The organism is Bariatricus massiliensis, assembly GCF_900086725.1.
GTDB classification, from domain to species: Bacteria; Bacillota; Clostridia; order Lachnospirales; family Lachnospiraceae; genus Allocoprococcus; species Allocoprococcus massiliensis.
The window spans coordinates 314,639-339,904 of sequence record NZ_LT574837.1 but is presented as its reverse complement, the minus strand read 5'-3'; the positions used below and the strand labels follow the sequence as shown (position 1 = coordinate 339,904).

Below are 25,266 nucleotides of genomic sequence, written 5' to 3'. Positions count from 1 at the left end.
CTTTCAAGACTAAATGAACAGAGAGGTTATACATATATGCAGAGAAAAGAAATTCAGCGTGGAGATTTATTCTACTACGATTTTGGAAAAAGGGAGGGGTCTGTCCAGTCGGGAGAGAGACCTGTAATGGTAATTCAGGCGGACAACTTTAATGCAAACGCTCCGACAATTATTGTTGCGGCTGTTACAGCTGTGATGAAAAAGAAGTATCTTCCTTCACACATCATTTTGGGTGAGGACTTCGGTCTGAAGAAGCCGTCAATGGTTCTTCTTGAACAGATACAGACCGTCAATAAGGATGAACTGACAGACTACATTGGTTCGGTAAACGATGAAAGGCTTTGGAAGCAAATTAACGCAGCTCTTAAAAAGACTTTCGGTTTATGGATTTACAACACAGACAGAAACGGAGATGTTCGTTGCTTATGCCCCAAGTGTCTGAGCGACTATATCCACGACCCAAACTATGTTGTCAGGCGTCTTGACCCGTTTGCGAAAAGCAAAGACCACTGCGATAAGTGCAATAACAGCGGTTGGGATTACATCGTTTATGACAAACGCACCTCGGTCAAAGGAAAGGGGTGCAGGAATGAGTAAGCGAGTTAGAAACAAAGACAAATATGATATTCCTATGTGGCACAGACCAACCATTTCCATTGCGGAAGCGTCGGCTTATTCAGGAATAGGGACAGGAAAACTATATGAAATGACAGATACAGAAGATTGTCCGTTTGTTCTTTGGGTTGGCACAAGGAGAGTAATCAAAAGAAGACCATTCGTTGAGTATCTTGAAAGGCAATACTCAATTTAGCTCAAAAGTCAAGTGTGCGATGAGTCAGTTCGCATCATTGGCTCATCGCCGCTTTTTCTGTATCCTTTTAGACAGAAAAATAAAGGAGGTTGGTACAATGCCCGAAAGAAAAAGTAAAGAAAAATATGATATTCCACTTTACAGAAAACCATTCTTATCAATAGAGGAAGCTGTTGCTTACACGGGGATAGGGAGAGATAAACTTTATGAATTGACAAACCCTGAAGATTGCCCTTTCGTTTTATGGATTGGCAACCGCCGAATGATTAAAAGAAGGGTTTTCGATGAGTACATTGAAAAATGCTACTCAATATGACGGGAGGTGTTAATAATGGGCAATAGCGAAACTGTAGAGCGTTTCAAAAGCAGGAGTTCAGAAGTACCTTTATGGCACAGGCAGAATTTATCTGTACAGGAGACTTGTGCTTATACAGGTCTTGGGAGAGAAACGATATACTCTCTTATAAAGCAGAAAGACTGTAATTTCGCCCTGAGAGTAGGGCGAAGAACAATGATAAAGCGTGTTCGATTCGAGGATTATCTCGAAAATCTGTATTCGATTTAGGAGGTCAACAGTGATAAAAGTAGAAGGAAAAGAAATCGCTGATTACAGAAAAGAAATTGAGAACAGAAAGAGCGATTTGCCAATATGGGAACGCAAAGTCCTTACCTGTGATGAAGCTGCGGCATATTCCGGGATTGGAATTGCAAGATTAAGAAGTATGACAATGAAGAAGGGCTGTCCGTTTGCTATTGCAAATGGAACACAGATTCTGATAGTCAGAGAAAAGTTCGACGCTTATATGGATAAAGCGGAAAAGGTTTAGGAGGAAAAATAATGGCAAAGACAAAAAGACGAGATAAATCAAGAGTTGTTCTTCGCACAGGCGAATCACAGCGAGCAGACGGTACATATCATTATTGTTGGACGGACGCCAACCGAAAAAGGCGTTATGTATATGCCAAGACTCTTGACGAACTTCGCTATAAAGAAGAACAAATAGAAAAAGACAAGAAAGATGGCATAAAAGCAGAAGCTCGATATACCACTCTTAACGATATGTATGAGCTTTGGAAAGATTTGAAGCGTGGTCTGAAAAACAACACCTTTGAAAACTATAAATATATGTATGAGACATTTGTCCGTCAACAGATTGGTTCAAAGACCGTTTCTTCTTTGAAAAAATCAGATATTAAGAGGTTTTACAACTACCTTGCAGATGAACGCCATTTGAAACCGGCGACTATTGATAATATCCATACGGTTCTTCATCAGATATTAGATATGGCAGTTGATGATGATTATCTCAGAAATAATCCTTCCAATAATGTGCTGAAAGAGTTAAAGCAGTCCCATTGTTTTCAAACGGAGAAACGCAGAGCCTTAACGAGACCGGAACAGGAACTGTTCTTGAGTTATCTGAAGAATACACCGTCTGCAAGTTTGTGGTATCCGATTTTTGCAGTGTTGATTGGAACAGGGCTTCGTGTTGGAGAAGCGACGGGTCTCAGATGGTGCGATATTGATTTGGAAGAAGGTATAATTGATGTGAACCACACACTGGTTTACTATGACCACCGTACCGAGGGAAGCAAGCGTGGCTGTTATTTTAATATCAATACCACGAAAACTCCGGCTGGAAAACGCCAAGTTCCGATGTTGGATTTCGTCAAAGAAGCATTCCTTATGGAAAAAGAAAGACAGGAATTGCTTGATATTCATTGTGAAGCTGTTGTGGACGGATATACTGATTTTATCTTTCTTAACCGTTTTGGACAGCCGCAACATCAGGCAACCCTTAACAAAGCAATCCGTCGTATCATCCGTGACTGCAATGATGAACAGCTCCTGAAAGATGAAAATGCAAAGGTTTTGCTTCCGCATTTTAGCTGCCATTCATTAAGGCATACATTCACGACAAGAATGTGTGAGGCAGGTGTAAATGTAAAGGTTATTCAGGATACGCTTGGACACAAAGATATTTCTACCACCCTTAACATTTATACTGATGTAACGAAGGAACTAAGAAGGTCTGAATTTGAAGGTCTTGACTCGTACTTCAAAAATGAGTATAATAAAGCGAATTGATTTTTAGCGATTATTCGTTTCAGGATAAAGTGCTTACACCATTTACACCAATTTATACAGTAATAGCAATCAAATTCGATATTATTCGAAGACTTGCGAGCGACCCCAAAAGCACGAAAATTGCTGCGATAGTAAATAATATGATGTCACAGCACATCAAGTAAATGATGTCTGCTTTCGTCCCGACAATGAAGCCCGTCAAGGAATAAACCCAGTAAAATCAAGGGTTTCCGGCTTCTCAAATCCAAGTTGACAACAAATTGACAACAATTTTTCATATCAATACGAAGAATTGCGACGCAGAATGAATAGCTGGAGGCTGAAACGCAATACAGCACACATCGCTGAGAGAACACTTTTTGAAAGAAATTTCAAAGGTGTTCTCTTTTTTCGTTTTGGTGCAACTCTCTGTCAAACAACAAATCGAATGGAGGATTCATTTTATGATTAGTGACAAGACGAAAGCCTATTATGAATTGAAAAAGCGAAATGATGTGCGGGAAAGTGCAAAAAGATTGCGCAGACAGTTTCTCAGGTATAAGGATGCGGAAATAGTTTATAGCATTACACACAAGAAGCTGTTGGAACTTGCTGGTAAAGCGGGAGCCATATATCGAATGGATGGAACCGTTCTGATTAACCGGGATATTTTTGATGAGTATCTGGAACAGTTTCATGAGCCGAGTACGTTGGTTTCACAGGAGGATAAAGAATGAGCGGAAATCTATGGATGTTTTCGGATATGTTGGACGATGAGGATGCCAAGATGATACAGCGTGAGTTCGTTACCTATTATGAAGGCGCTGATTATTACGGACTGGGCTTGAAAGTTTTTACAAGATTGGCTCATGAGGCAGGTGCAGTGTATAAGATTGGAAAGCGGGTTTTAATACGGCGAGATATTTTTGAAGAGTATCTTAGAATCTTGAGGCGCAAAGATGATGCGTCTGAGCAAGATGAAAGTATGAAAAGTGAGGATAATGATATGAGACAAGGAGCATTAACTTTAGATGCCCAGACTGGGCGAATGGACATTCGATTTGATTTGGAGGATTATTATGGAGGTCTTCAGTGTGGGGAGCGTATGGATGTCTTTATCAATGGAGACTGGAGGCCTGCCAGAATTGAAATGGGGAATGGTTGGTATTTAACTGGGATTAAGACGGACAGGCTTGAAGGATTAATTGTAAGGATTTAATTAAATTATATCGCCGGGCGGTTTCTTTAACAGGAACCGCCCTATTTTTATGCCCATAATTATGAAAGGAGGGAACCTAAGTGAAATGTTTGATGAAATACCAGTGGGTAAAGCTGCCCAGAAATTATCTTCCTGAGGGAAAGGGGATTATGGGTGCATGGGCGCGTCTGGCATCCCGTGCAGCATTTCGCAAGGGACAAGCCCTCTACTGCGGGCATATAAACGCTGTAAGCCCCGGGATGTGGTCAGGAGGCGTTGTAGGGCTAAAGAGTATTCTCGGCCTAAAAAGCCGTCAGAAAGCTCTGGAGGCGCTTCAGACACTGTCTGGCTTAGGCTATGTACAGTATACGCTTGACTCTAATACGAAAAAGCTGACCTATCAGATAACAGACTGGGTAGTGAAATGTTCCGGAGAAGAATGTATGCAGGGTGCTGTTTATGCAACGGATGGATATGGTTTTCTCTGCCTTCCTCGCAATATCACAGAACGCCTTGCGGAAAAACAATATATCTTTGAAGAAGCTGACGCTTGGATGGATCTCTGGTGCCATTCCGTGTATGAAGATCCGAACAATGCGTTTTCTTTTATGGCTCCGGTCATCCAGTATGGAAAATACGGAGCCTTACTCACGTTGGAAACCTTGGGACAGCGTTGGGGTTGGGAAAAGACGAAAGTATGGAGATTCATGAAAAAGTATGGGGATGTCTTTGCGCTATATGGTCTTCCAGGTTCCTATGGCTGTCTCATTTTTAATAAATTGTATCCGACAGGATCAGAGGTTTCAGTTCCAAACCAGGAGGAAATACAACGTATTCTTGATGAAATACGCATTTATGGCGCAGGTACGCATAAAACGGGTTCAGACCATGAGCATATGAACAAGCTCATCACATGGTACAGCCGCAGACTGACCAGAAGCAACCTGCCAGATGCAGACACACAGAACGCTGAAAATCGCGTTGCACTTTCAGACCCTATAATACGCGCGTATCTTTCTCCGTGTAGGAATTGTAAGAATTGTGGATATGACTGCCAAGGTAAAGGTTATATAACACAGGCAGTGATAGAAACGAGTAAAATCCGCGGGCCATGTGAGCCGGTGGATATCACGAAAATAGCAAAGGAGTATTTTACATATGAGCAAGCAGGATGAAAAAAAGTTGTATGAACAACAGGAAAACAGGATATTAGCGCAGTCAGACGCATTTATTTCCCTTCTTACAAAGCGAGGGATTCTTGGAGACCAAAAAATTGATGATGAGAAAGTGCGTGCTGCTCAAAAGGAGAAAAAGCGAAATGCTTATCACAATACCCAGATGCTCCTCAAGAATTACCGGAAGATGGTCTGGGTGTTTAGTTGTTACCCAGAGGAGATTTTGCAGGAGCTGGAGGCCCCGTTTGAAAGCTTTGACCGAATGGTGGACAGGCTGGATCTGGAGATGGCTATTGGGAACAAACGGATGGAGAGCCGTCTGGAGGCAGCGGCAAGGTCAAGATTGCTTCTGGATCGGTTTAACGAAGCGATGGCAGTTCTCCGCAAGGAGCCGACACGGGGCGAAAAGTTGTATCAGCTGATCTATACGGCCTATCTGGCACCAGAAAAGCTGAAACTGGAGGAGATTCTGTTTCGGCTGGACTTGTCACAGAGGCACTATTACAGGCTTCGTGAGCAGGCAATCTCCATTCTTTCCATTCGCCTGTGGTCAGCTCCAAGTGAGGATGTGGATGTATGGCTGGAGCTTCTGACGCTTTTTGAACATTTGGAATGACAAATTCAGGGTGAATAAATTGGCACAAAAATGGCATAAGTTCTGCCGATGACAGGGGAATAAAGCCGTGCTATACTTGTATCATCCCAAACTGGGATTGGGCAGACAAAGATGCCGTTTCTAAAGCTGAAATGCTTTGAGAAGCGGCATTTTTTATTGCCTAAAATCAAAAAAGGAGGTACTCGGCATGGTTAAACAAATCAAAAGAGGCGGAGGGCGTATGAAGACAGCCTACTGGTCGTTGGTCAGTATGGCGTCTGCAATGCTTATTTCGCTGCAGCCTGTTATGGCTGACACAATCTGGAACCGTTTTTCGACAATCATGAAGGATGTTTACGGCCAGCTGGTTGGAATCAGCACGATTGTGGCGGTTACAGCGGCGGCCATCGCATTGATTGTCAGGATGATTTCCAGAAACCAGCGCGCAGTCGATGAGGCAACGTCATGGCTTAAACGAATTGTAGTGACGTGGATTGTCCTCAATTCCCTGGGGTTCATCGTCGCCTATCTGCAGCCCCTTATTGCTGGTGGCAATTACACAGGATAAACAAAAAAGAGAAAGCAGATGGAGGAGGTGATATAGATGCTTGATTGGATTTTTGAAGGAATCGTTACGTGGATCAGCAGCATTGTTTCACAAATGATGGATGCAGTATCCGGTCTGTTCCTTCAGGCGCTGGGAACAGATATGACAGCGATGGAAGAATATTTTCCGTTTGTGTCTAAGGCATTTACAGTCATGCAATACACAGCATGGGCGATTCTGTTCCTTGTAACGGTATGGCAGCTTTTCCGTGTCTTTGGAGGACCAATCACGGAGGCAGAAAATCCGTGGGTGCTTTTGGCAAGAGGTTCTATTTTTGCTCTATTGATCGGCTATGCAAAGCCGATTTTTATGATTGTGCTGGATATCGCCCGAGCGCCATATACGGCTTTGATGGAGATTACCATGTCGGCAGAGGATTTTACTTTTGCGGGTGTGGAACAGGCACTGTCTAATGGTTTGACAACCATTGTAGCCATCGTATCAGTGGTAGGGCTGCTGCTTCTCATTATTTTAGAGATCGCTCTTGGCTGGAATTATTTTAAGTTGTTACTGGAAACCGTTGAACGCTATATTGTGGTTGGCGTGCTCTGTTACACCTCCCCTCTGGCTTTTTCCATGGGTGCTTCCAAAACAACAGCGCCGGTTTTCAAGAGTTGGTGCCGTATGGTGGGATCACAGCTTTTGCTGTTGGTGATGAATGTATGGTTCCTCAGGGGCTTTAATAGTTCCATGGGACAGTATATCGGAAACGGCGGTGCTCTTTCCACAGGTCAGGGAAGCATTTTTCTCTGGCTGTTCTGTGCATTGGCTTTTTTAAAAACGGCACAGAAATTTGACTCCTATCTGGCGGCCATGGGGCTGAATGTAGCCCAGACTGGTTCCAGTATGGGCATGGAGCTTATGATGGCAGCGAGGGTGATCAGCGGTGTTGGAGGCGGTGTGAGAAATGCGGGCAGTATGTTCCATAGTACAAGCACTGCAACCGGAACGGGTGCAGCTGCAAGCGGATTTGCTTCCGGGTTCGCATCACGCTTCAAGCCAAATTCCTTTGTCCGTGATGCGGTTGTGGATGGCGGAAGCCGTATGGGTGCCGGCGGCAGCATCGGTTTTGTCGGTCGTGCCTTTGGTGGCATGGCGGCACGCAACGGTGCCACGCTTACAGGTGACTCCATTTCTTCTGTAGCTTCAAGAAATCCTGGTGTTTCCGGAACGATTGCCGGTGACATTGCAGACAGAAGCCTTGGCAACTATATGCCTCAGATGCAGGGTCAGCAGCTGAAAGATACCCAGATTACAGGTGGTCAGATCAGTACAACTTCAATTGGCGCAGATGGAAAGAGTACAGCGCTTGAAATGTATAACGCATCACAGTTTGAGAAACCGGATGCACCGCATTCTGTTGTTACAGCTTCCGATGGAAGCCAGTGGTATCAGATGGCAAGCGGAGCCGGAGCAGGTGCGTTTTATGATGCGCCGGCATTTATGGGAAGTCCGTCAGAAGCGGCACAGGTTGCAGCGACTTTCCCAGACGCTTCCGAAGGAACGACCCTCAGGACGGTTGGCGATGGCGTAATCGAAGCAAGTTCCGATTCTGGCAATACCATGTGGTACAACAGCGCTTACTATGATGAGCCGGATGCACCACATACGATTATGCAGTCGGCAAACGGTGTAGACTGGTATGCTATGCAGCAACACGCTGAAGCGCCTGTATTTGAACAGGGCGAGGCTGCTTTTGCATATAACCAGGCACAGTTCCAGGCATTTATGCCAGGATATGAACAACAGGTATCCTCTGTGGATGGATCCGGACGTATGGATGGTCATTTTGAGGTTCGCCATGAAAATGGATCGGGAACCATGTTCTATGATACATCTCAGTATGCGGCTCCCCGAGGGGACTATCAGGTGTTTGAAGATGCCCGCGGAGGGCAGTGGTTCGCTATTCGCGGCGAAGCCGCTGTGGAACGCAAACCGGTTTATCAGGATGGAAAACCGGTTTATGATGGTGACAGTGTACGCACAGTATCTGTGGAAACTGTTCGTTATAAGAATACGCCATCACGCTATGGAGAGCCAAAGCCCCGCAGCAAAGGGGAAATTAAGCCGCCAAGGCGGAAACGGTAAAATAAGTGCAGGCAGCCGAATCAGAGAAAGATACTGGTTCGGCTGTTTTGCATTTTTTATGTTGAAATAACGCTGCTCTTGCAGCAGCTTGATATAAGGAGGTGGATTGCATGGCTGAGCCAGAGAAACAGCAAATCGGTGATGGTTCTGATGATTATGGACAGGCCGCCGGACAAATGGCAAAAGCGGCGAAGCAGGCAGGACAGGAAGCAGCAAAGCAAACGGCAGTAAAGGGTGCAGAGGCTACAGCTAATGCGGCCGCTGCTACTGTAAAAGCCAGTGTGGAGGGCGGAAAGGCAGCTGCAGAAATCGCTGCCGGTACTGCGGCTGGTGGTCCGTGGGGCGCTATCCTGTCTGCGGCATGGGCAATGCGCCATACTCTTTTCAAGATACTGATATGTATCTGTTTGTTTCTGTTGTTCCTGATTACCATGATTGTTTCCTTGCCGACGATTGTATCAAACAGTATTTTTGGGCTGGATGGTACGCAGCCGGCGGAAGGCGCAACTCTGATGTCAGCCTATACGGAGATGTCAGGTGCTGTTTCCGATGTGGTAGATGAAGGATATAACCAATCGCTTGCCTATGCGGATAAGTTGATTACAGACGGTGGATATGATTACGATCTTTCAATGGATGCGTTGGTCAATTATGCACAGAGTTCCGCCGGATATGATGTCTGTTACATACTGGCGGCTTATTCAGCGTCCATGCAACAGCAAAACACTGGCAAGGACGATATGGTATCAAAGCTCAGAGGCTGTGCTGGAGATATGTTTCCCGTTACAGCAGAAGAAAAGGAAAAAGAGATAACCATTCCTGTTTCCTATTACACCTATAAATCAGTAACGCTCACTGTGATTACAAACAAGGTGCAGACAGGTACGATTAACGGCACACCCCAATACCGGTATGAGACAGCATCAAAAACTTACTATCTCCCGGATGAAGCACATAGCAGTGATACGGCTGTCACGGTGGATGCCTATAAAGAGGTAGCGGTGGATATCCCTGTTTATTCCGGTGGGAAGATTACAGGCACAACCACAGCAAGTTATTATGTGGCAAACGGGCAGGAAACCCTGAGCCCTGGTACTGAGATTATCAAATATCTGGAGTGTACCATTCATCCGTTTGACAATACAGTGATTTCCAAAGCGTTTGGCATTGACCTGAATGCAAAATATGATCAGTTTAACCTCACTTATGGCGAGGTGATTCAGAACATGGCGAATGCGTTAAAACGGACGCTGTATGGTTCTGTAGGCAGTGGACAGACGGTTCCTCTGACGGATGCCGAGCTGATTGCTTTTGTGAACCGACAGAATTGTAATGCGACAAGAAAGCATATCCTCAGCACCGCCCTGTCCCTTGTGGGCAAGGTTCCATATTTTTGGGGTGGTAAGTCGGCACCCGGTTGGAACGATGAATGGAATACGCCAAGGCTGGTAACAGCTGCAGGGTCTTCTACAACAGGCACAATACGCCCTTATGGGCTTGATTGTTCAGGCTTCAGCACATGGGTATTTAATACAGCTGTGGGTGTAGATATCGGAGCAGGTACGTCCGGACAGTATCCAAATACCGTTGGGGTATCAGCAAGTGAGCTGCTTCCCGGTGATTTAGGATTTTTAGCAGAATCTGATGGAAACGGATGGAACCATGTACTGATTTTTGCCGGGTACGGTGAGAGCGGAGAACGGATGTGGGTGCATTCTTCTGGCGGACAGGGTGTAATCCTGAATACGCCCAGTTACGAAGCATCGCTTTCTTTACGTCGGCCTGTCAATGTGGATTTTGATGCGCCGGTATCCGGTGAGGTTTCAGGAACACCGATTTCTACTTTAGAAGTAGATGTTACCCATTACTGTGCATGTGCAAAATGCTGCGGAAGCAACGCAGACGGGATTACTGCCAGTGGTAAAAAGGTGGCTCGCGGCATGGTTGCAATGTCAAGCCATTATCCGTTTGGCACGCAGATTATGATAAACGGAACCATGTATACCGTAGAAGATCGCGGTGGTTCCGGCATTGAGAATGATATCCATCGTGTGGATATTTTTGTGCCGGATCATAACGAAGCATTACGTTTGGGCAGATACAAGACAACAGCTACAATTTACAGGATAGGCAGGTGAGAAATCTTGGATGAAAAAGAGTACAGTAATATTTATGCTATACCGGCAAATTACACAGATTCCGGCAAGATTTTTGGCGGAATGCTGGAGCCGAGAAATGCAGTAGAAACAGGGATATTGTTAATTATTTTGGGATATCCGGAACTGGTGCTGATTCCCATGTCCGGAACGATTCGCATTGTTGTCATGACTCTTACACTTTTACCTCTTGCGGTTCTTTCCATGATGGGGATTGACGGCGATTCGCTGTTTCAGTATATCGGACACATCATCCGATATTTTGCGAGCAGGAGAAAACTACATTACAGAAGGGTGGGATACAGATATGATCCAAAACAGCTCCGAAAAAAGAAAAAAGGTGGCAAAGCAAAGAAAAAAGGCAAAAAAACCGGAAAAGCTGGAGTTCGTTCAGGACTTCATTCCAGTTAAAAGTCTCCAGCACGGTATTATTGAAACGACCGATGGGAGATATATTCGGATTCTTGAAATTGAGCCGATTAACTTTATGCTGCGTTCCGGAGAAGAACAATTTAATATCATATCGTCTTTTGCCAGCTGGTTGAAAATTTCTCCTATGCGGCTTCAGTTTAAGAGTATGACAAGAAAGGCAGACTCAGATAAACACATTGCCATGATCCATGAAGAACTGGAAATAGAGGAAAGTGAAGAATGCCGACATCTTGGAGACGGCTATATCCGCCTGATTAAGGATGTGGGAAGTAGAGAGGCGCTTACAAGGCGCTTCTTTTTGATTTTCCAGTATGAAGAGATTCGTCGTGGGGATGGGGATGATTTTTCCCAGATTTATGGCATGATGCAGACAGCGGAGCAGAATGCCCGCGCTTATTTCCTACAGTGCGGGAATACGATTCTCCAACAGAAAGACCCGGATGAGGCAACTGCGGAGATTTTATATATGTTTTTTAACCGCCGGTCCTGTGTGGATGAGCCGTTTTCGTCCCGTGTGAACCGTGTGGTCGTGGATACGATGGCGGCGAAAGACAAGGTCATTGGCGTGGATCCTATCCCGCAGATTCGCATAGCGCACTTTCTGTCGCCGCGTGGAATTGACTTGACCCACTATAACTATGTCGTGATGGATGGGCTTTATTATTCCTTCTTGTTCATAAAAGGGAATGGTTATCCGGGTATGGTGCGGGCAGGATGGATGTCGGCCCTTATCAATGCCGGGGACGGGATTGACATAGATATACAGCTGAGGCGTGAGAACCGAAGCAAGACCATTGACAAGGTGGCGCAGCGTATCCGACTTAACAGAACAAAGCTGAAAAGTATGCAGGATACCAGTACCGACTATGAGGAATTGACCAATTCCATACAGGCAGGCTACTTTATCAAGAACGGAATTGCCAATAACAATGAGGATCTGTTCTATATGTCTGTGTTCATCACAGTTTCCGCCAAAGGCTATGAGGAACTGATGTGGCGTAAGCAGCAGATCGTGGATATGTTAAAATCCATGGATATGTACGTAAGTGATTGTAGATTTCAGCAGGAAGCGGCACTTCGCTCCGTGATGCCGTTTTTGAAGATTGAACCATCACTGGAAAAGAAGTCGAGACGGAATGTGCTGACCAGCGGCGCCGCATCTGCTTATATGTTTACTTCTTTTGAAATGTCGGACGATACGGGTGTGTTGCTCGGTATCAACCGGCACAATAATTCACTGTGTATCGTGGATTTGTTTAATACGAAGAAAAACAAGAACGCCAACCTGAACCTCTTAGGTACCAGCGGCGCAGGCAAGACCTTTACCATGCAGCTTCTGGCGCTCCGCATGAGAATGAGAGGAATCCAGTGTTTTATCCTGGCTCCAATCAAGGGGCATGAATTCCGCAGGGCCTGCAAGAAAATTGGCGGTGAGTTCATTAAGATCGCCCCTGGTTCTCCGCACTGTATCAATATTATGGAGATCCGGCATACCATCTCCCCGGAGATGGAATTGATAGATGAGATTGATTACAGCGAAATGGATTCTATGCTGGCTCGTAAGATTCAGCAGTTGATGACTTTCTTCTCACTCTTGATACCGGATATGTCCAATGAGGAGGAGCAGATGTTGGACGAGGCTTTGATTCAGACCTATGCGAAGTTCGGCATTACTCATGACAATGATTCACTGTATATAGATCGCAGCGTATCTCCGCCAAAGATGAAGAAAATGCCGATTATCGGGGATCTCCACAAGGAACTGTTGGAGAACCCGATGACAAAGCGCATTGCCATTATCATCAGCCGATTCGTGACAGGCTCAGCCCAGAGTTTCAACCAGCAGACAAACGTGGATCTCAGTAATAAGTATATCGTGCTTGACCTTTCAGAATTGAAAGGCAAATTACTTCCGGTCGGGATGTTTATTGCATTGGATTACGTCTGGGATACGGTCAAGGCAGACCGTACCAAAAAGAAAGCCATAATGATTGATGAAATATGGCAGCTGATTGGCGCCAGTTCCAATCGAATGGCGGCAGAGTTCTGTCTAACCATCTTTAAAACCATAAGAGGGTTCGGAGGAGCAGCCGTCTCTGCGACACAGGATTTATCTGACTTCTTTGGGCTTGAGGACGGCAAGTATGGACGTGCAATCATCAATAACAGTAAGAACAAGATTATTTTGAATCTGGAGCCGGATGAGGCCAAGTATGTGCAGGAAGTGCTGAAGCTGACAAAAACAGAGATCCGTTCTGTTACCCGGTTTGAACGGGGTGAAGCGCTGGTCTGCTCCAACAATAACAAAGTTCCTGTTGTAATCAAAGCTTCCAAAGAGGAGCAGGAAATGATTACGACTGACCGGGCTGAGTTGGAAGCGTTGCTAAAGGAACGCCAGCAGGAGCAAACGCATTCTGCGTAGAATACGCATTTTAAGGAAAATACTTACAAAAAGGAGGTGTTGCCTATGTTGCTGCAAGATGAGCAGTATGTTGTAAAATGGCTCTCACAGTACGGAGCTTTGCCGAAAACTCAGATTACACGAATGCTGCAAAAGCCAGCCCAGACCGCAGATAAAATCCTGCGGAACCTGAAGAAGCAGATGCGGATTGCGGATGTGTCGAGCGGCTATTATATTGGGCTGGATGCAATGGATAAACCGGATCAGAGAACGATTCTTGCCGTATGGGTTCTTTTGAAATTCATTGATTATGTGGACCCGATGGCACATTATCCGGCGGTTTATCCATCTCAGCTTTTTTTCTTAAAGGAGAATACCGGTTACGAAATCGTGGTGTTATACGAAGGTGAGCAGAACCTTTTGAAACTGCTCCAGCCTCAGGAGGATTTGAAGTATATTATCGTTCTTCCCCGTATTTCTATGGCATATGGGATGCGGCTTCCTCACGCTCCCTGCCTGTTTGCGACAGTGGACTTTCAGGGGGACGAGGAGCCGGGGGTTACTTTCTATTCAGAGGAGGCAGTGAGCGATGACGAAATTTCTGGACACGTTGGATAAGATCGGGAGATTGGATAAGAAATTGCAGGAGCAGCTTGCTTCTGTACAATGGTTTTGTGAAAACGGGAGTATCTATGAAGTTTATCTGCATTCTCTTAATCTGGAAGAAACGGCGGAGCGGCTGGTGCTTCTGACGCGGGTGCTTCCCGCGTATACCGGCGTGCGGAATGCAAAGCTTGAGGTGGAGCACCGGATAAAGGATTGTATTCCCGTAGAAATTGGTTTTACAGAGGAGCGTTGGTTTTGCCTTCGCATCCCAGCATTGCTCCCAAAGAAGGCGGGCGGGTCAGCGGATTATATCCGCTCTTTCTTATATCCTGCCATGCGAGCCTTTTTTGAAAAGCGACCGCCTGTGCGGTATCAGGATTGTGTTCTGATTTACCGTCATGTATATGACAGAGCCAGACCCGAAAGAAAAATGCGGGATCATGATAACATTGAAATCAACATGGTTTCAGATATTGTTGCCATGTATGTGATGCCGGACGACAGTCCGGCGGTATGCTCTCACTATTACTGTAGCACAGCAGGACAGGAGGAACGGACGGAGGTATATGTGGTGCCGAAGAAAGAATTTCCTATATGGCTGGCTATGGAAAACACAATGCCGGATGAGGGGGTGGAACTCTATGAAAAAAGATAAATTGAGCCGTAAAAACCTATGTAAAAACGGAACTTTTTTGGACAAGAAAAATTACATATATTCCAAAAGGAGCAAAAAGCCCAGTATAGCAGCGATTTGGGGACGTATTTACGCTGGAAATTCCGACAAAGAGAGCAGTCATGTTGTCGGAAAATGCTTATGAGCGGAGGTGAGTGCTATGGTGCATTTTCGCCCGGGCAGTCAGGTCTGGCAGCTCGTCATGCTTCTCTCATTTTCGGGAGAGTTCCCATTTCATAGCCTTTCCCTGCTTGGGAGTGAGCGGGTCTATAAGGCTCTCGTTTCCAGGCTGACTACGCTTCAGACGATTCGCAACTATCATTCCTGTGATGAAATCACCTGCCGCCTGCTGACCATATCTGGAAAAGGGGCAGGAAAAAGCATCCGGCTCTATAAGGGTGCACTTCCCATACTGGAATGGCTTTATCCGGGTGTGTATGAATATTATATGGACTCATTCTGGGAACATCGTTTTCCGGGTGATGCCTCGCACCGGGATAGGAATCATCGTGTTTCAGAGGCTGCGGCAATGTGTATGAAAGCCGGTATGGAGGCAAGACCTTATCTTCTCCCCAGACTTCAGAACCGGGAGATGCTGCAGGTTATACCTGACAAGCCCTGTTTTTATCTGGCAAAGGATATGAAAAAAGTCGGAGAGACAGAGATGAACAAGACGATGTTCACCCGTATGGCCGGCGCAATATTTTCTTCCAGCAATTGTTATGCTGTTTATAATACAAGGGATGCCGTAATGAAGTGGAGCGGCATGGGTGAGTTTAAAGCTCTCCACAGCCTGATTGAGCTTACAAGACTGAATACTGGTATTTCTGAGGTAGACTCAGCGATATTATTTGGCCGGTCTGGAGAGATAGCCCTGCGGACACTGTTAGAATCAGACAAAACCAGGCGGTTGGAGTTTCGTTTTGATTCCATTTACCGCCATATCCATTTTATTCCAATGAACGGGGGTGGCATCCGGCAGCTGCGTCTCTTTTCTGTACCAGACTGGAAAGCGCAGCTACTTGAACTTTTATTTGAGCCTGAGGTCAGATCCTACGACCGAGGGCTTTTTGAATATGACGCCTGTGTAGACGGCGTAAATATCTTATCGCATCTGGATGGGGACATTGCAAGACTCATCCGTTTTCGGGAAGCAATTGAAAACCGAACCGGACAGTTTGAGGTTCTATGTTTTCCCCATCAGACGCACTTCCTCCGGGAATACTTGGGCGGGCTTGCCAGCATCAAAACCATCGGAATGGACTCGGTGGAAGAGGAGCTTTGCCCAGAAAGGAGGAATTTGCTTGAAAGATAAAAAAAGAACGGCTGCCATTGTGGCGGCCATCATACTGGGATGCGCAGCGTTTTTATATCTTGGTGGAATGCTTGGCCAGTTGTTTACAAACTACGCAGCATGGATGCAGGCAGACGGGCTTGCAGGCGAGGCCGCCATGAAACCGGTCAGCTGGAATCCTGCGGTTTGTTTCCCAATGGCGTTTACCCCAGACGGGCTGAAAGGAATGCTTGGAACCCTGATCCTTGGCGGAGGGATTTTTGCTTACATCAAGCTTCACGATAAGTTTGATGGAAAAAGCTATGACCCCAGAGGCTTCACCAAAAGCAAGTCAGGGATTTACGGAACCGCCTCATGGATGGAAGAAAAAGAAATGCGTGAGGTACTGGAGGTGTCTTCTGTTGATAAGGCTGAAGGAACGATTCTGGGTGAGTATAAGGGAAAAGCGGTCTGTATGCCAAAAGACACCAGACTCAATCGACACATTGCCATATTTGGTGCGTCGGGCACCATGAAATCCCGGGCAATCATCCGGAATTCACTGTTTCAGGCACTAAAGCGTGGCGAATCCGTGATTATCACAGACAGTAAAGCCGAACTGTATGCAGACACAGCAGAAATGTACCGGCAGGCAGGCTATGAGGTGAAGATTTACAATCTCGTCACACCTGACCATGGAGATTCGTGGAACTGTATGTCAGACTTAAACGGTGATACCCTAATGGCACAAGTGCTGACCAATGTTATTATCGGCAATACCAGTTCTGGTAAAGGAGATCACTTTTGGGATAACGGAGAGGGCAATCTTTTAAAGGCTCTTATTCTTCTGGTAGACCAGGATAGAACCCGAAGTCAGGACATGAAGCACCTTACTGCAGTATACCAGCTTCTGACTCAGAACAGTGAGCGACAGCTGACAGCCATGTTCGATAAGCTTCCCCTTGACCATCCGGCGAGGGCGCCTTTTAATCTGTTTGCCCAGTCCAGCGATACTGTAAAATCAGGAATCATTTTAGGTCTCGGCACGCGGCTGCAAGTGCTGCAAAACCAGGCAGTGCAGCGGATTACAAGTCAGTCTGACATTGATCTGACCTCTCCTGCCAGACACAGATGCGCATATTATATTATCCTGAGCGATCAAGATGCCACCATGGCATTCCTGTCATCGCTCTTTTTTTCGTTCATGTTTATTAAATTAACTCGCTATGCAGACAGCCGGCCAAACGGCCGTTGCGATGTGCCCGTAAATTTGATCTTGGATGAGTTTAACAACGTGGGTCGCATCGGTGGTGCAGAAGACGGATCAGATTTTGCCCGTTCTCTTTCGGTGGTGCGTTCCAGAGACATCCGTGTGATGCTGGCAGTGCAGAGCCTGGGTCAGTTACAGAACCGGTATCCAAATAATCTGTGGGCCGAAATCATCGGCAACTGCGACATCCAGTTGATGCTTGGATGTACGGATGAGGTTACGGCTGAGTATATCTCAGCAAGATCCGGAGATATGTCCGTGCAGGTAAATTCTACTATGACGGTGAGGCAAACCATTGCGGTCGCTCAGGTCATACCCCAGTACCGTCATACTGAGGGTCAGGGACGAAGGCGGCTTCTGACTCCGGATGAGGTCCTGCGGCTTCCAAACGAAGAAATGCTCTGCGTCATACGAGGCTGCAATCTCTTGAAGCTTGAAAAACTGGATTTTACAAAACATCCCATGTCAAGACAGATTGTGAGGGCATCCATCATGGATTACCAGCCAGCAACAATATTTACAATACTTAGTGAACCAGTTCCAGTAGCAGAGCCGGAGAAAAAGCCGGCACGTAAAAAAAGCCTTTACAGCTCGGCAAAACCGCCGGCTGAATTTTAAATTTACAGGAGGTACTAATTATGGCAACAAAAAAACAAGAAAAGCTTCCCGGTGAGGAAATTTTGCAGGAAGCAACCCCTCAGACTGATGGGAATCCGGAACTTGAGGAGATGTCCCAGCCTGAAGACGACTCCCCGGATACGGAGCTGCCCCAGACTGATATAGAGGATTCCCTGGAGGATGTCTCTTCAGAGGAATTCAGAGATGCAGATCCTGAAGGTGGGATTCTCCCTCAGACTGATATGGAAATGGCTGATGGGAAGCCGCCTTCGGAGCCGGAAGAGAAAATATCTTCCCAGACCGATGCAGATTCTCCCGGAGATGATATCCCTTCAGGAAACGCGTTAGGCGAAGAGTCCTCTCAGGAGGATGTTTCTCAGACTGAGCCGGAAAAGGTGAAAAAACCCCGTGGGCGTAAGAAGACCAAGGAAAATACAACTCAGTCTGACACAGAAGCAAATCCCGAGGAAAAAAATATCGCCGACGGCGTCGAGGAGGCGCCTAAGCCAAGAAAAAGGCGTGTATCTGTCAGACCGACAACACCGGTGCTGGCCATTGATGACCAGCTCAGCGTCGAGACGGATGCTGAAAAAGCCAAAAATGATTTGCTGGATCTGCTGGAATCCCAGAAAACCGGGCGCATTTTGACTGGAACCATTCAGGGCGTAGAGCGTCCCGAGGACAACCCATCCCGTTCTTTCGCAGTCATTTACCACGGTGAGTTCAAAGTCATCATTCCTGCAGAGGAAGCGGTAGAACCGCCAGCGGATTATCGTGGCAGGCTTCCGGAGGACGTGCTGCATTACATGCTTACTAAGCGTCTGGGTGCGGAGGTGGATTATATTGTCAAAGGAATTGATCCGTCATCCGGCATTGCGGCAGCGAGTCGTCTGGAGGCGATGAAGGCAAAACGCAAGCAGTATTATCTGGGTACAGACAGGGATGGGAACAATCTGCTTTACTCAGGTGTGTGTGCAGAAGCCAGAATCGTATCAGTGATTCGTGCCGGCATTTTCGTGGATCTCTTCGGGCTGGAGATTTACATTCCACTCAGGGAACTCAGTTACCAGAGATGGATGGACGCAGCAGCGCATTTCCAGCCCGGGCAACGTATCCTGGTAAAAGTGCTTGAGGTGGACCGCAGTGATCGGAACCATGTCAAGGCAACAGCCTCGGTCAAGCAGTCTGGGGAAAACCCATATGAGAAAGCACTGCGCAGATATTCCGTCGGCAACCGCTATGTGGGTACAGTCAGTATGGTGGATACCAACGGCGTGTTTGTGGCATTGGATGGCGGTATCGACTGTTTGTGCAGTTATCCCAAGCGCGGCCGTCCGCCCAGAGGTTCGAGAGTGACCGTCAGAATTCTGGGAATCAACCATGACTCCAACAGGATTTGGGGCGCCATCACACATATCGCTGCCCCCAGATAATATATGAAACTCAATCTGAGAGAAAGGAGGAAATCCATGAACCATTGTGATCTCAGCCAGGCTGAGCAGAAGAAGCGCAAAAAGATTGCCGAGCATACCCGAAAGATGATCCTGTCTGAACTGGAAATCGAAAGTCAGGACGAAATATCCCTGATGGCAGGATACCGGGATTATTATCTGCAGATTTCGTTTTCCGAGCTTCATCCACTTTTGGTATTCTGCCTGGCCAAGGCACTTGAAAAGCCGAGCACCGCCAGACAGAGACAGATGACAAACGAACTGAATCTGCACAGTATTCTCGGCAGCCATGCCATCAATGATGAGGTCGGCTGCTATTCTTACCGTGCAACTCAGTGGCTTGATGCAGAACTGGATGCGCCGCGTTTTTTTGAGATACTTGACCGGTGCGTTGATGAGGCGGACCGTGGGTTCTATAAGCTTGCAGGTTAAGATGTGTTGTATTTCTCCATACTCAGTCGTGTAATGTAAATGAAAGCGATCAAAGGAGGAATGCATCATGAAAAAATACGCTTTATTCGTGATACTGGCAATGCTTCTGTCATTTACAGCCTGTTCTAAGGATGTGAGCACTGTGGTTGACCATGGGCAGGAAAACAAACATACCGCTCAGTCTCATACAGAAAAAGAACCTGAAGATGAGAATCTGAAGAAAGCTGCTTCAAAAGAAGAATCAAAGCCAGTCTCTCAGAGTGAGCCGAAAGAGGAGACATCGCTTCCGGATCCGGTTCATGAAACAGATAAAAAATCTGAGTCTGGGAAAGAGTCACAGAATCGGGCAGAGGAAAATGTTCCTGAGGCAAGGCAAACTGCTGCAGACAATGCGCAGCCAGAGCCGGAACCAAATCAACCGGAACAGACCAAACCCACAGAACCTCCGGCAGAGCCGAAGCAAGAAGAGACTTCTGCACCTGCCGCCGAACCGGAGTCTCCGAAAACCATCTATGATTATGCGTTTGATGTGGAAGCCATACGCTCAGAGCTCATTGCACTTGGGCAGTCCATGGGTCTGACACACATTACGGATGATGACGGGACTCCCTGTACGCCGGATACCTGTTCTTGGGCCTCTCCGGTAACAGCGTCCGAATCCTTTCAAGGAAATAACCTGAAACGGGCGCTTCAAAATTATGTAACCTCTATGCCGTCTACAATTGCTTCCTATGGAAGTACGCAGATTACCTGTTTTACCATTTATGTACGGGATAACGGAGGAGGAAGCTATACATTTTATTTTCTATACTAAACATAAGCCTGGCTCCCTGTATGATACGGGGATCTTTTTTTATGCCCAAAATCGAAAGGAAGGTAAACCTTAATGAAGAAGATAATCAAAGAAAGCGGCAGGCGCCTGCTTGCCGCATTATTAAGTCTCCTGACCGTCATCGGTTTAATACCGACGACGGTTTTTGCTTTTACACCATCAGAAGGACAGACGGTGTCATCCTTTTATGGCGATTATTATGTCAGTGCAGACGGAAACTACTACTATTCCGCAAGCTCATACAGCTTTTTGGTGTATGACAGTGACGGTAATACTTCCGTGCAAACAATCTCTGCCGGAAATGCCAGAAAGAAATACATGATTTCCAATGGTTCGGAGAGCCGTTTTGTGTATTGTATTGAGTCTGGCATCAGTTACGGTACATCCGATAACGGATATAGATCCCAGAGCGGAAAGAACAGCGCTTATTTTCAGAATCTCCCCTACAGTGCCCAGTATGGCATTATGCTGACCAGTGTGTATGGCTGGCAGCCGGGAAAAAGCTCCCCTGTATCAGGCGCTAATGAGGATGACTATGCGGTGGCTACACAGATTCTTCTGTGGGAGTATCAGCAGCAACTCAGAACCAGTCCGCAGGATCTGCATACAAACCCGGCAGGTATTCGTGCGGATAACTACCTGCGTACCATCCAGGGCCGTCCGGCGGAGCAGTGTTATAACTGGATTTTAGGTCAGATGTCGCAGCATACGACCATTCCGAGCTTTGCTTCTAACAAAAGCAGTTCAGCGCAGGTACATACGTTAAAGTATGACCCGGCAACCAAGAAATACTCCCTTACTCTCACAGATACCAACAATACGATGGCAGATCTGAAATTCAGCAGCAGTAATGGGATTACGGTAAGCCGCTCTGGAAACAAATATACTTTTACCAGCAGTAAAATGATTACCAGCCCGGTATCTATCAGTGTGCAGAAGAGTGTTCCTGGTGTGAAAAACGATATGTTGATCTGGGGGCGTGTCGGTTTTCAGACGATGATGTGTGGAGCTGAGGATCCGGTGGTGTTCTATCTCAAGATTGATACGGAGACGTATGGTACCGGACGCATTCGCAAAACATCAGAAGACGGTGTGGTATCCGGAATCAGTTTCCATATTTCTGGTAATGGCGTAGATAAGACTGTAACCACAAAGAAAGACGGCACAGTGGATATTCAGCTGATGCCTGGAACTTATACGGTAACGGAACAGTCGATAGACCGCTATCTGCCGCAGGATACCCAGAAAGTTACCATTGCCAGCGGCCAGACATCAACTGTAACATTCAACAATAAGCTTAAACGTGGCTCTTTGGAGGTTATTAAATCTTCAGAAGACAATTATGTGGAAGGCGTTACATTCCATTTGTATGGTACTTCCCTTGCGGGGTTACCTGTTGATGAGTATGCCATTACAGATGCTTCCGGCGTAGCGAAGTTTGAGAATGTCTTGATTAGCGGAAATGAGCCTTATACTGTCGAAGAGGTCGATACGGCAATCCGTTACGTCATACCGGACGATCAGACAGCGCCGATACAGTGGAAACAGGTAACAAAGAGAAACTTCGAGAATATCCTGAAGAAATTCCGTGTTGAAGTGGTTAAAACGGACCGCGTAACCGGCTATGCTCAGGGCGATGCCAGTCTGGCAGGGGCAGTGTACGGTCTGTATCAGGGTGATGAGTTAATCGCTTCTTACACAACGGATGCCGATGGATCTTTTATCAGTGATTATTTCATCTGTAATTCCAACTGGACGCTTCGTGAAATCAGTCCTTCCCCGGGATACCTTTTGGATGAAACCATTTATCCGATTCCGGCAGAGCCTGGCAATTTTACAGTTGAACTGAACCAGATTCCGATGGATGTTACCGAACAGGTTATCATGGGACGTATTCGTTTGATTAAGCACATTGATGCGGAACTGGATGATTCGGAAAGTACACCTGCAGCGAGAGAACAGGAAGCGGATATGGTAATGCTTGCGGCTGTAAGCGGGAACGACCAGCCTGAAGAAACCGTAGACAGCAATGATGTCCAGACTGAGGAAGCTGTAAACGGCGACAATGTCCAGACTGATACAGAAAACGCAGAACCTGAAGTTAGCGATGAAGAGGTCCTGGAAACAGAAGAATCTGGTACAGAAGAAAATGCTGCCCCGGAGACGGAAGCGGAAACGAATCCTTATGAGCCGGATCCGATACCCATGGACGAAATCGAAGCTTCCGGGCATGAAGGTATAATCGAACAGCCGGAGAAAGACGCCAAGTTCCAGATTTACCTTGCCAGCGCAGGCAGTTTTGAAAATGCCCGCGAAGCGGAACGAGATGAGTTGATTACCGATGCGGATGGATTTGCCATTTCTAAAGATCTGCCGTATGGTCGATATATTGTTCATCAGACCGAAGGCATGGAGGGACAGGCATTCATACCAGATTTCACTGTCTTTATCCGTTCCAATGAGCAGACGTATTCCTATATCCTGAACAACCTGACTCAGTCCAGCTTTATCCGCGTGGAGAAGCATGATGCAGAAACTGGAAAGATTATTCCAGCAGCGGGAGTCGGTTTCCAGGTACGCGATCTGTCAACAGGAGAAATCATCTCTCAGACAGTGTATTATCCGACACCTGTTACCATCGACACATTTTTCACCAATGACGAAGGCTGGCTGATGCTTCCTTGCGAGCTTTCCTACGGCCAGTATGAGCTGATTGAAAAAGAAACCTGTTTTGGTTATGTGCTGGACAGTGAGCCGGTGCCTTTCACGGTAGACGGCACACAGGATGTGGTCGTGGTAGAAAAGCATAATATGCCTCAGAAGGGCATCATCCATATCACGAAGACCGGCGAGGTCTTTGCCACCGTTACGGAAATGGACGGCGTGGACAAAGACGGTGCAGAGGTCATGTACCAGCCAGTCTATGAAATCCGCGGGCTTGAGGGCGCAACCTATGAAATCCGTGCTGCAGAGGATATCTATACTCCAGACGGAACGCTCAGAGCAGCAAAAGGCGATGTGGTCGATACCATTACGACCGCCGCAAACGGAATTGCATCCAGCAAGGAGCTTTATCTGGGGAAATATGAGATTCGTGAGATCCAGGCGCCTTTCGGAATGGTACTCAATCAGGAAAGCAAGCAGGTAGAGCTTGTATATGCCGGACAAGAGATTGTTGTGACAGAAGTTTCTTCGGGATTCTACAATGAACGCCAGAAAGTCCAGATGAGTCTGGAGAAAATGCTTGAGGTGAACGAAGTCTTTGGCATCGGCAATAACAATGAACTTGCCAATATCACATTTGGCCTATATGCAGCAGAGGACATTACTGCAGCAGATGGCGCTGTCATACCGGCAGACGGTCTCATAGAGGTTGTAAGCATTGATGCAGACGGAGTCGGCGTGGTCAAAACAGACCTTCCCTTTGGAAGCTATTACCTGAAAGAACATAGCACCGATGCCCATTACATTTTGAGTGATGAGAAGTATCCGGTCACATTCTCCTACGGCAGTCAGGAGGAGGCTTTTGTTACGGTGAAAGCCAACGATGGTGAAGCCATTGTCAATGAGCTGATCTATGGTTCGGTATCTGGCAAGAAAGTCGATGAAAACGGAGACACACTGGGCGGTGCCAAGATTGGTCTGTTTGCACCTTCTGTTACAGAGTTTACGGAAGAAAATGCAATCGTTGCAACAACTTCTGCGGAGGATGGAACCTTCTCCTTCAACGATATCCCATTCGGAAAATGGATCATCAGGGAGATTGAGCAACCGGAAGGTTTCGTGCTTTGCACAGAGCAGTTCCCGGTCGTAGTCAACGAAGATGCGCAGGTAATTGAAGTGGAAATCACCAATGAATTTATCCGCGGCAACCTGCACCTGACTAAGTTTGACAAGGATTATCCGGAAAACAAGCTCAGTGGTGCAGTATTTGAAGTATATCGTGATACCAACGGCAACAAAGAGTTTGATAAAGAGGATGAGCTGCTTGGCGTAATGGAAGAGACAGAACCCGGCCAGTATGAGATGAAAGATCTCTTGTACGGCGGGGTGCTCATCAAAGAGAAGACAGCTCCGGATGGTTTCTATTTGGACGAAAATACCTATTATATCATGATTGATACCGACGGGAAGACCTATGAGGTTGAGAATGAGGCCGGTAAGGGCTTCTATAATCAGGCGTTCAGAGGTAACTTAAAGATTGTCAAGACTTCTTCTGATAGAAAAGTGGAAGGCTTCAGTTTCCGCATCGTCGGTGATAATTATGACAAGACATTCCAGACTGATGCAAACGGTGAGATCTTCATTGAGAACCTGCATGTGGGCAAGTATACCGTGACCGAGGTGGAAGACAGTGTTAGCGCAGGCTACAAGCGTCCGGATCCGGTAACAGTAGAGTTGGTGAAGGATGAAACCTTGACGGTCAATGTTCATAACGATAAAGTTACGGTGGATGTACCAAAGACAGGCGATGACTTCAATCCGTGGATGTGGGTTGGCTTAATTGCTGCCAGCGCCGCTGGACTTGGCACAAGCATCTTCTGGGCCAAAAAACGCAAGAAGAAAGATACGAAGTAAGA

Annotated in this window: 24 protein-coding genes; all 24 read left to right on the top strand. The window is 46.5% G+C overall.

Features of this window, described 5'->3' with window-relative positions:
* The first annotated feature begins 36 nt into the window (after positions 1–36).
* Positions 37–597 carry a type II toxin-antitoxin system PemK/MazF family toxin gene (locus tag BN6465_RS07750; RefSeq protein WP_066733232.1) on the top strand — a complete coding sequence of 187 codons (561 nt, stop codon included), beginning with the start codon at positions 37–39 and terminating at the stop codon, positions 595–597.
* The gene (locus BN6465_RS07745) at positions 590–811 is read left to right on the top strand and encodes an excisionase (protein WP_066733230.1); all 222 of its coding nucleotides are present in this window, start codon (positions 590–592) and stop codon (positions 809–811) included. The genes BN6465_RS07750 and BN6465_RS07745 overlap by 8 nt, the downstream gene beginning before the upstream one ends.
* Before the next feature lie 97 nt (positions 812–908).
* Positions 909–1,127 (top strand): excisionase, encoded by a 219-nt coding sequence (locus BN6465_RS07740; protein ID WP_066733229.1) that lies wholly within the window; start codon positions 909–911, stop codon positions 1,125–1,127.
* A gap of 15 nt (positions 1,128–1,142) precedes the next feature.
* On the top strand, positions 1,143–1,376 hold the full coding sequence (locus BN6465_RS07735) for an excisionase (RefSeq protein ID WP_066733228.1): 234 nt from the start codon (positions 1,143–1,145) through the stop codon (positions 1,374–1,376).
* Between the two features lie 10 nt (positions 1,377–1,386).
* Positions 1,387–1,638 carry an excisionase gene (locus BN6465_RS07730; RefSeq protein WP_066733227.1) on the top strand — a complete coding sequence of 84 codons (252 nt, stop codon included), beginning with the start codon at positions 1,387–1,389 and terminating at the stop codon, positions 1,636–1,638.
* Between the two features lie 11 nt (positions 1,639–1,649).
* A complete protein-coding gene (locus BN6465_RS07725; protein ID WP_066733223.1) occupies positions 1,650–2,900 on the top strand; it encodes a site-specific integrase in 1,251 nt (416 codons plus the stop codon).
* Positions 2,901–3,343: 443 nt separating this feature from the next.
* On the top strand, positions 3,344–3,616 hold the full coding sequence (locus tag BN6465_RS07720; RefSeq protein WP_025641423.1) for a DUF6462 family protein: 273 nt from the start codon (positions 3,344–3,346) through the stop codon (positions 3,614–3,616).
* Entirely contained in the window at positions 3,613–4,098 is a 486-nt protein-coding gene (locus BN6465_RS21780) for a DUF6462 family protein (protein ID WP_442876299.1), read from the top strand. The genes BN6465_RS07720 and BN6465_RS21780 overlap by 4 nt, the downstream gene beginning before the upstream one ends.
* 80 nt (positions 4,099–4,178) lie before the next feature.
* Positions 4,179–5,252 carry a hypothetical protein gene (locus BN6465_RS07710; protein WP_025641424.1) on the top strand — a complete coding sequence of 358 codons (1,074 nt, stop codon included), beginning with the start codon at positions 4,179–4,181 and terminating at the stop codon, positions 5,250–5,252.
* Positions 5,236–5,868, top strand: a complete 633-nt coding sequence (locus tag BN6465_RS07705) for a hypothetical protein (protein ID WP_029467218.1) — start codon at positions 5,236–5,238, stop codon at positions 5,866–5,868. Before BN6465_RS07710 ends, BN6465_RS07705 begins: the two co-directional genes overlap by 17 nt.
* 187 nt (positions 5,869–6,055) lie before the next feature.
* Positions 6,056–6,415 carry a hypothetical protein gene (locus BN6465_RS07700; protein WP_025641427.1) on the top strand — a complete coding sequence of 120 codons (360 nt, stop codon included), beginning with the start codon at positions 6,056–6,058 and terminating at the stop codon, positions 6,413–6,415.
* 36 nt (positions 6,416–6,451) lie between these two features.
* Positions 6,452–8,542, top strand: coding sequence for a hypothetical protein (locus tag BN6465_RS07695; RefSeq protein ID WP_025641429.1), 2,091 nt, complete (start codon positions 6,452–6,454; stop codon positions 8,540–8,542).
* A 110-nt stretch (positions 8,543–8,652) separates the two neighbouring features.
* Entirely contained in the window at positions 8,653–10,680 is a 2,028-nt protein-coding gene (locus BN6465_RS07690) for a C40 family peptidase (protein ID WP_025641431.1), read from the top strand.
* A gap of 6 nt (positions 10,681–10,686) precedes the next feature.
* Positions 10,687–11,109: a hypothetical protein gene (locus BN6465_RS20460; RefSeq protein ID WP_025641433.1), complete on the top strand. Its 423-nt coding sequence runs from the start codon at positions 10,687–10,689 to the stop codon at positions 11,107–11,109.
* Positions 11,039–13,552: a VirB4 family type IV secretion system protein gene (locus tag BN6465_RS07680; RefSeq protein WP_227183714.1), complete on the top strand. Its 2,514-nt coding sequence runs from the start codon at positions 11,039–11,041 to the stop codon at positions 13,550–13,552. Before BN6465_RS20460 ends, BN6465_RS07680 begins: the two co-directional genes overlap by 71 nt.
* Positions 13,553–13,597: 45 nt before the next feature.
* Positions 13,598–14,149, top strand: a complete 552-nt coding sequence (locus tag BN6465_RS07675) for a DUF5697 family protein (protein WP_025641438.1) — start codon at positions 13,598–13,600, stop codon at positions 14,147–14,149.
* On the top strand, positions 14,121–14,792 hold the full coding sequence (locus BN6465_RS07670) for a DUF6100 family protein (protein WP_025641440.1): 672 nt from the start codon (positions 14,121–14,123) through the stop codon (positions 14,790–14,792). The genes BN6465_RS07675 and BN6465_RS07670 overlap by 29 nt, the downstream gene beginning before the upstream one ends.
* On the top strand, positions 14,779–14,955 hold the full coding sequence (locus tag BN6465_RS20720; protein ID WP_154670220.1) for a hypothetical protein: 177 nt from the start codon (positions 14,779–14,781) through the stop codon (positions 14,953–14,955). The genes BN6465_RS07670 and BN6465_RS20720 overlap by 14 nt, the downstream gene beginning before the upstream one ends.
* Positions 14,956–14,970: 15 nt before the next feature.
* Positions 14,971–16,125: a hypothetical protein gene (locus tag BN6465_RS07665; RefSeq protein WP_066733222.1), complete on the top strand. Its 1,155-nt coding sequence runs from the start codon at positions 14,971–14,973 to the stop codon at positions 16,123–16,125.
* Complete coding sequence (locus tag BN6465_RS07660; protein ID WP_025641445.1) at positions 16,115–17,971, top strand: VirD4-like conjugal transfer protein, CD1115 family; 1,857 nt, start codon at positions 16,115–16,117, stop codon at positions 17,969–17,971. The genes BN6465_RS07665 and BN6465_RS07660 overlap by 11 nt, the downstream gene beginning before the upstream one ends.
* A gap of 20 nt (positions 17,972–17,991) precedes the next feature.
* Entirely contained in the window at positions 17,992–19,404 is a 1,413-nt protein-coding gene (locus BN6465_RS07655; protein WP_025641447.1) for a S1 RNA-binding domain-containing protein, read from the top strand.
* Positions 19,405–19,440: 36 nt separating this feature from the next.
* A complete protein-coding gene (locus BN6465_RS07650; RefSeq protein WP_025641449.1) occupies positions 19,441–19,854 on the top strand; it encodes a hypothetical protein in 414 nt (137 codons plus the stop codon).
* A gap of 67 nt (positions 19,855–19,921) precedes the next feature.
* Positions 19,922–20,668 (top strand): prolipoprotein diacylglyceryl transferase, encoded by a 747-nt coding sequence (locus BN6465_RS07645; protein WP_025641451.1) that lies wholly within the window; start codon positions 19,922–19,924, stop codon positions 20,666–20,668.
* 72 nt (positions 20,669–20,740) lie between these two features.
* The gene (locus BN6465_RS07640; protein WP_066733220.1) at positions 20,741–25,264 is read left to right on the top strand and encodes a SpaA isopeptide-forming pilin-related protein; all 4,524 of its coding nucleotides are present in this window, start codon (positions 20,741–20,743) and stop codon (positions 25,262–25,264) included.
* Positions 25,265–25,266: the final 2 nt, after the last annotated feature.

What these genes read in the sequence shown, in the direction of transcription:
- BN6465_RS07750 (WP_066733232.1), top strand. Translation starts at nt 37, where the DNA reads ATGCAGAGAAAAGAAATTCAGCGTGGAGATTTATTCTACTACGATTTT.
- BN6465_RS07745 (WP_066733230.1), top strand. Translation starts at nt 590, where the DNA reads ATGAGTAAGCGAGTTAGAAACAAAGACAAATATGATATTCCTATGTGG.
- BN6465_RS07740 (WP_066733229.1), top strand. Translation starts at nt 909, where the DNA reads ATGCCCGAAAGAAAAAGTAAAGAAAAATATGATATTCCACTTTACAGA.
- BN6465_RS07735 (WP_066733228.1), top strand. Translation starts at nt 1,143, where the DNA reads ATGGGCAATAGCGAAACTGTAGAGCGTTTCAAAAGCAGGAGTTCAGAA.
- BN6465_RS07725 (WP_066733223.1), top strand. Translation starts at nt 1,650, where the DNA reads ATGGCAAAGACAAAAAGACGAGATAAATCAAGAGTTGTTCTTCGCACA.
- BN6465_RS07720 (WP_025641423.1), top strand. Translation starts at nt 3,344, where the DNA reads ATGATTAGTGACAAGACGAAAGCCTATTATGAATTGAAAAAGCGAAAT.
- BN6465_RS21780 (WP_442876299.1), top strand. Translation starts at nt 3,613, where the DNA reads ATGAGCGGAAATCTATGGATGTTTTCGGATATGTTGGACGATGAGGAT.
- BN6465_RS07705 (WP_029467218.1), top strand. Translation starts at nt 5,236, where the DNA reads ATGAGCAAGCAGGATGAAAAAAAGTTGTATGAACAACAGGAAAACAGG.
- BN6465_RS07700 (WP_025641427.1), top strand. Translation starts at nt 6,056, where the DNA reads ATGGTTAAACAAATCAAAAGAGGCGGAGGGCGTATGAAGACAGCCTAC.
- BN6465_RS07695 (WP_025641429.1), top strand. Translation starts at nt 6,452, where the DNA reads ATGCTTGATTGGATTTTTGAAGGAATCGTTACGTGGATCAGCAGCATT.
- BN6465_RS07690 (WP_025641431.1), top strand. Translation starts at nt 8,653, where the DNA reads ATGGCTGAGCCAGAGAAACAGCAAATCGGTGATGGTTCTGATGATTAT.
- BN6465_RS07675 (WP_025641438.1), top strand. Translation starts at nt 13,598, where the DNA reads ATGTTGCTGCAAGATGAGCAGTATGTTGTAAAATGGCTCTCACAGTAC.
- BN6465_RS07670 (WP_025641440.1), top strand. Translation starts at nt 14,121, where the DNA reads ATGACGAAATTTCTGGACACGTTGGATAAGATCGGGAGATTGGATAAG.
- BN6465_RS20720 (WP_154670220.1), top strand. Translation starts at nt 14,779, where the DNA reads ATGAAAAAAGATAAATTGAGCCGTAAAAACCTATGTAAAAACGGAACT.
- BN6465_RS07665 (WP_066733222.1), top strand. Translation starts at nt 14,971, where the DNA reads ATGGTGCATTTTCGCCCGGGCAGTCAGGTCTGGCAGCTCGTCATGCTT.
- BN6465_RS07655 (WP_025641447.1), top strand. Translation starts at nt 17,992, where the DNA reads ATGGCAACAAAAAAACAAGAAAAGCTTCCCGGTGAGGAAATTTTGCAG.
- BN6465_RS07650 (WP_025641449.1), top strand. Translation starts at nt 19,441, where the DNA reads ATGAACCATTGTGATCTCAGCCAGGCTGAGCAGAAGAAGCGCAAAAAG.
- BN6465_RS07645 (WP_025641451.1), top strand. Translation starts at nt 19,922, where the DNA reads ATGAAAAAATACGCTTTATTCGTGATACTGGCAATGCTTCTGTCATTT.
- BN6465_RS07640 (WP_066733220.1), top strand. Translation starts at nt 20,741, where the DNA reads ATGAAGAAGATAATCAAAGAAAGCGGCAGGCGCCTGCTTGCCGCATTA.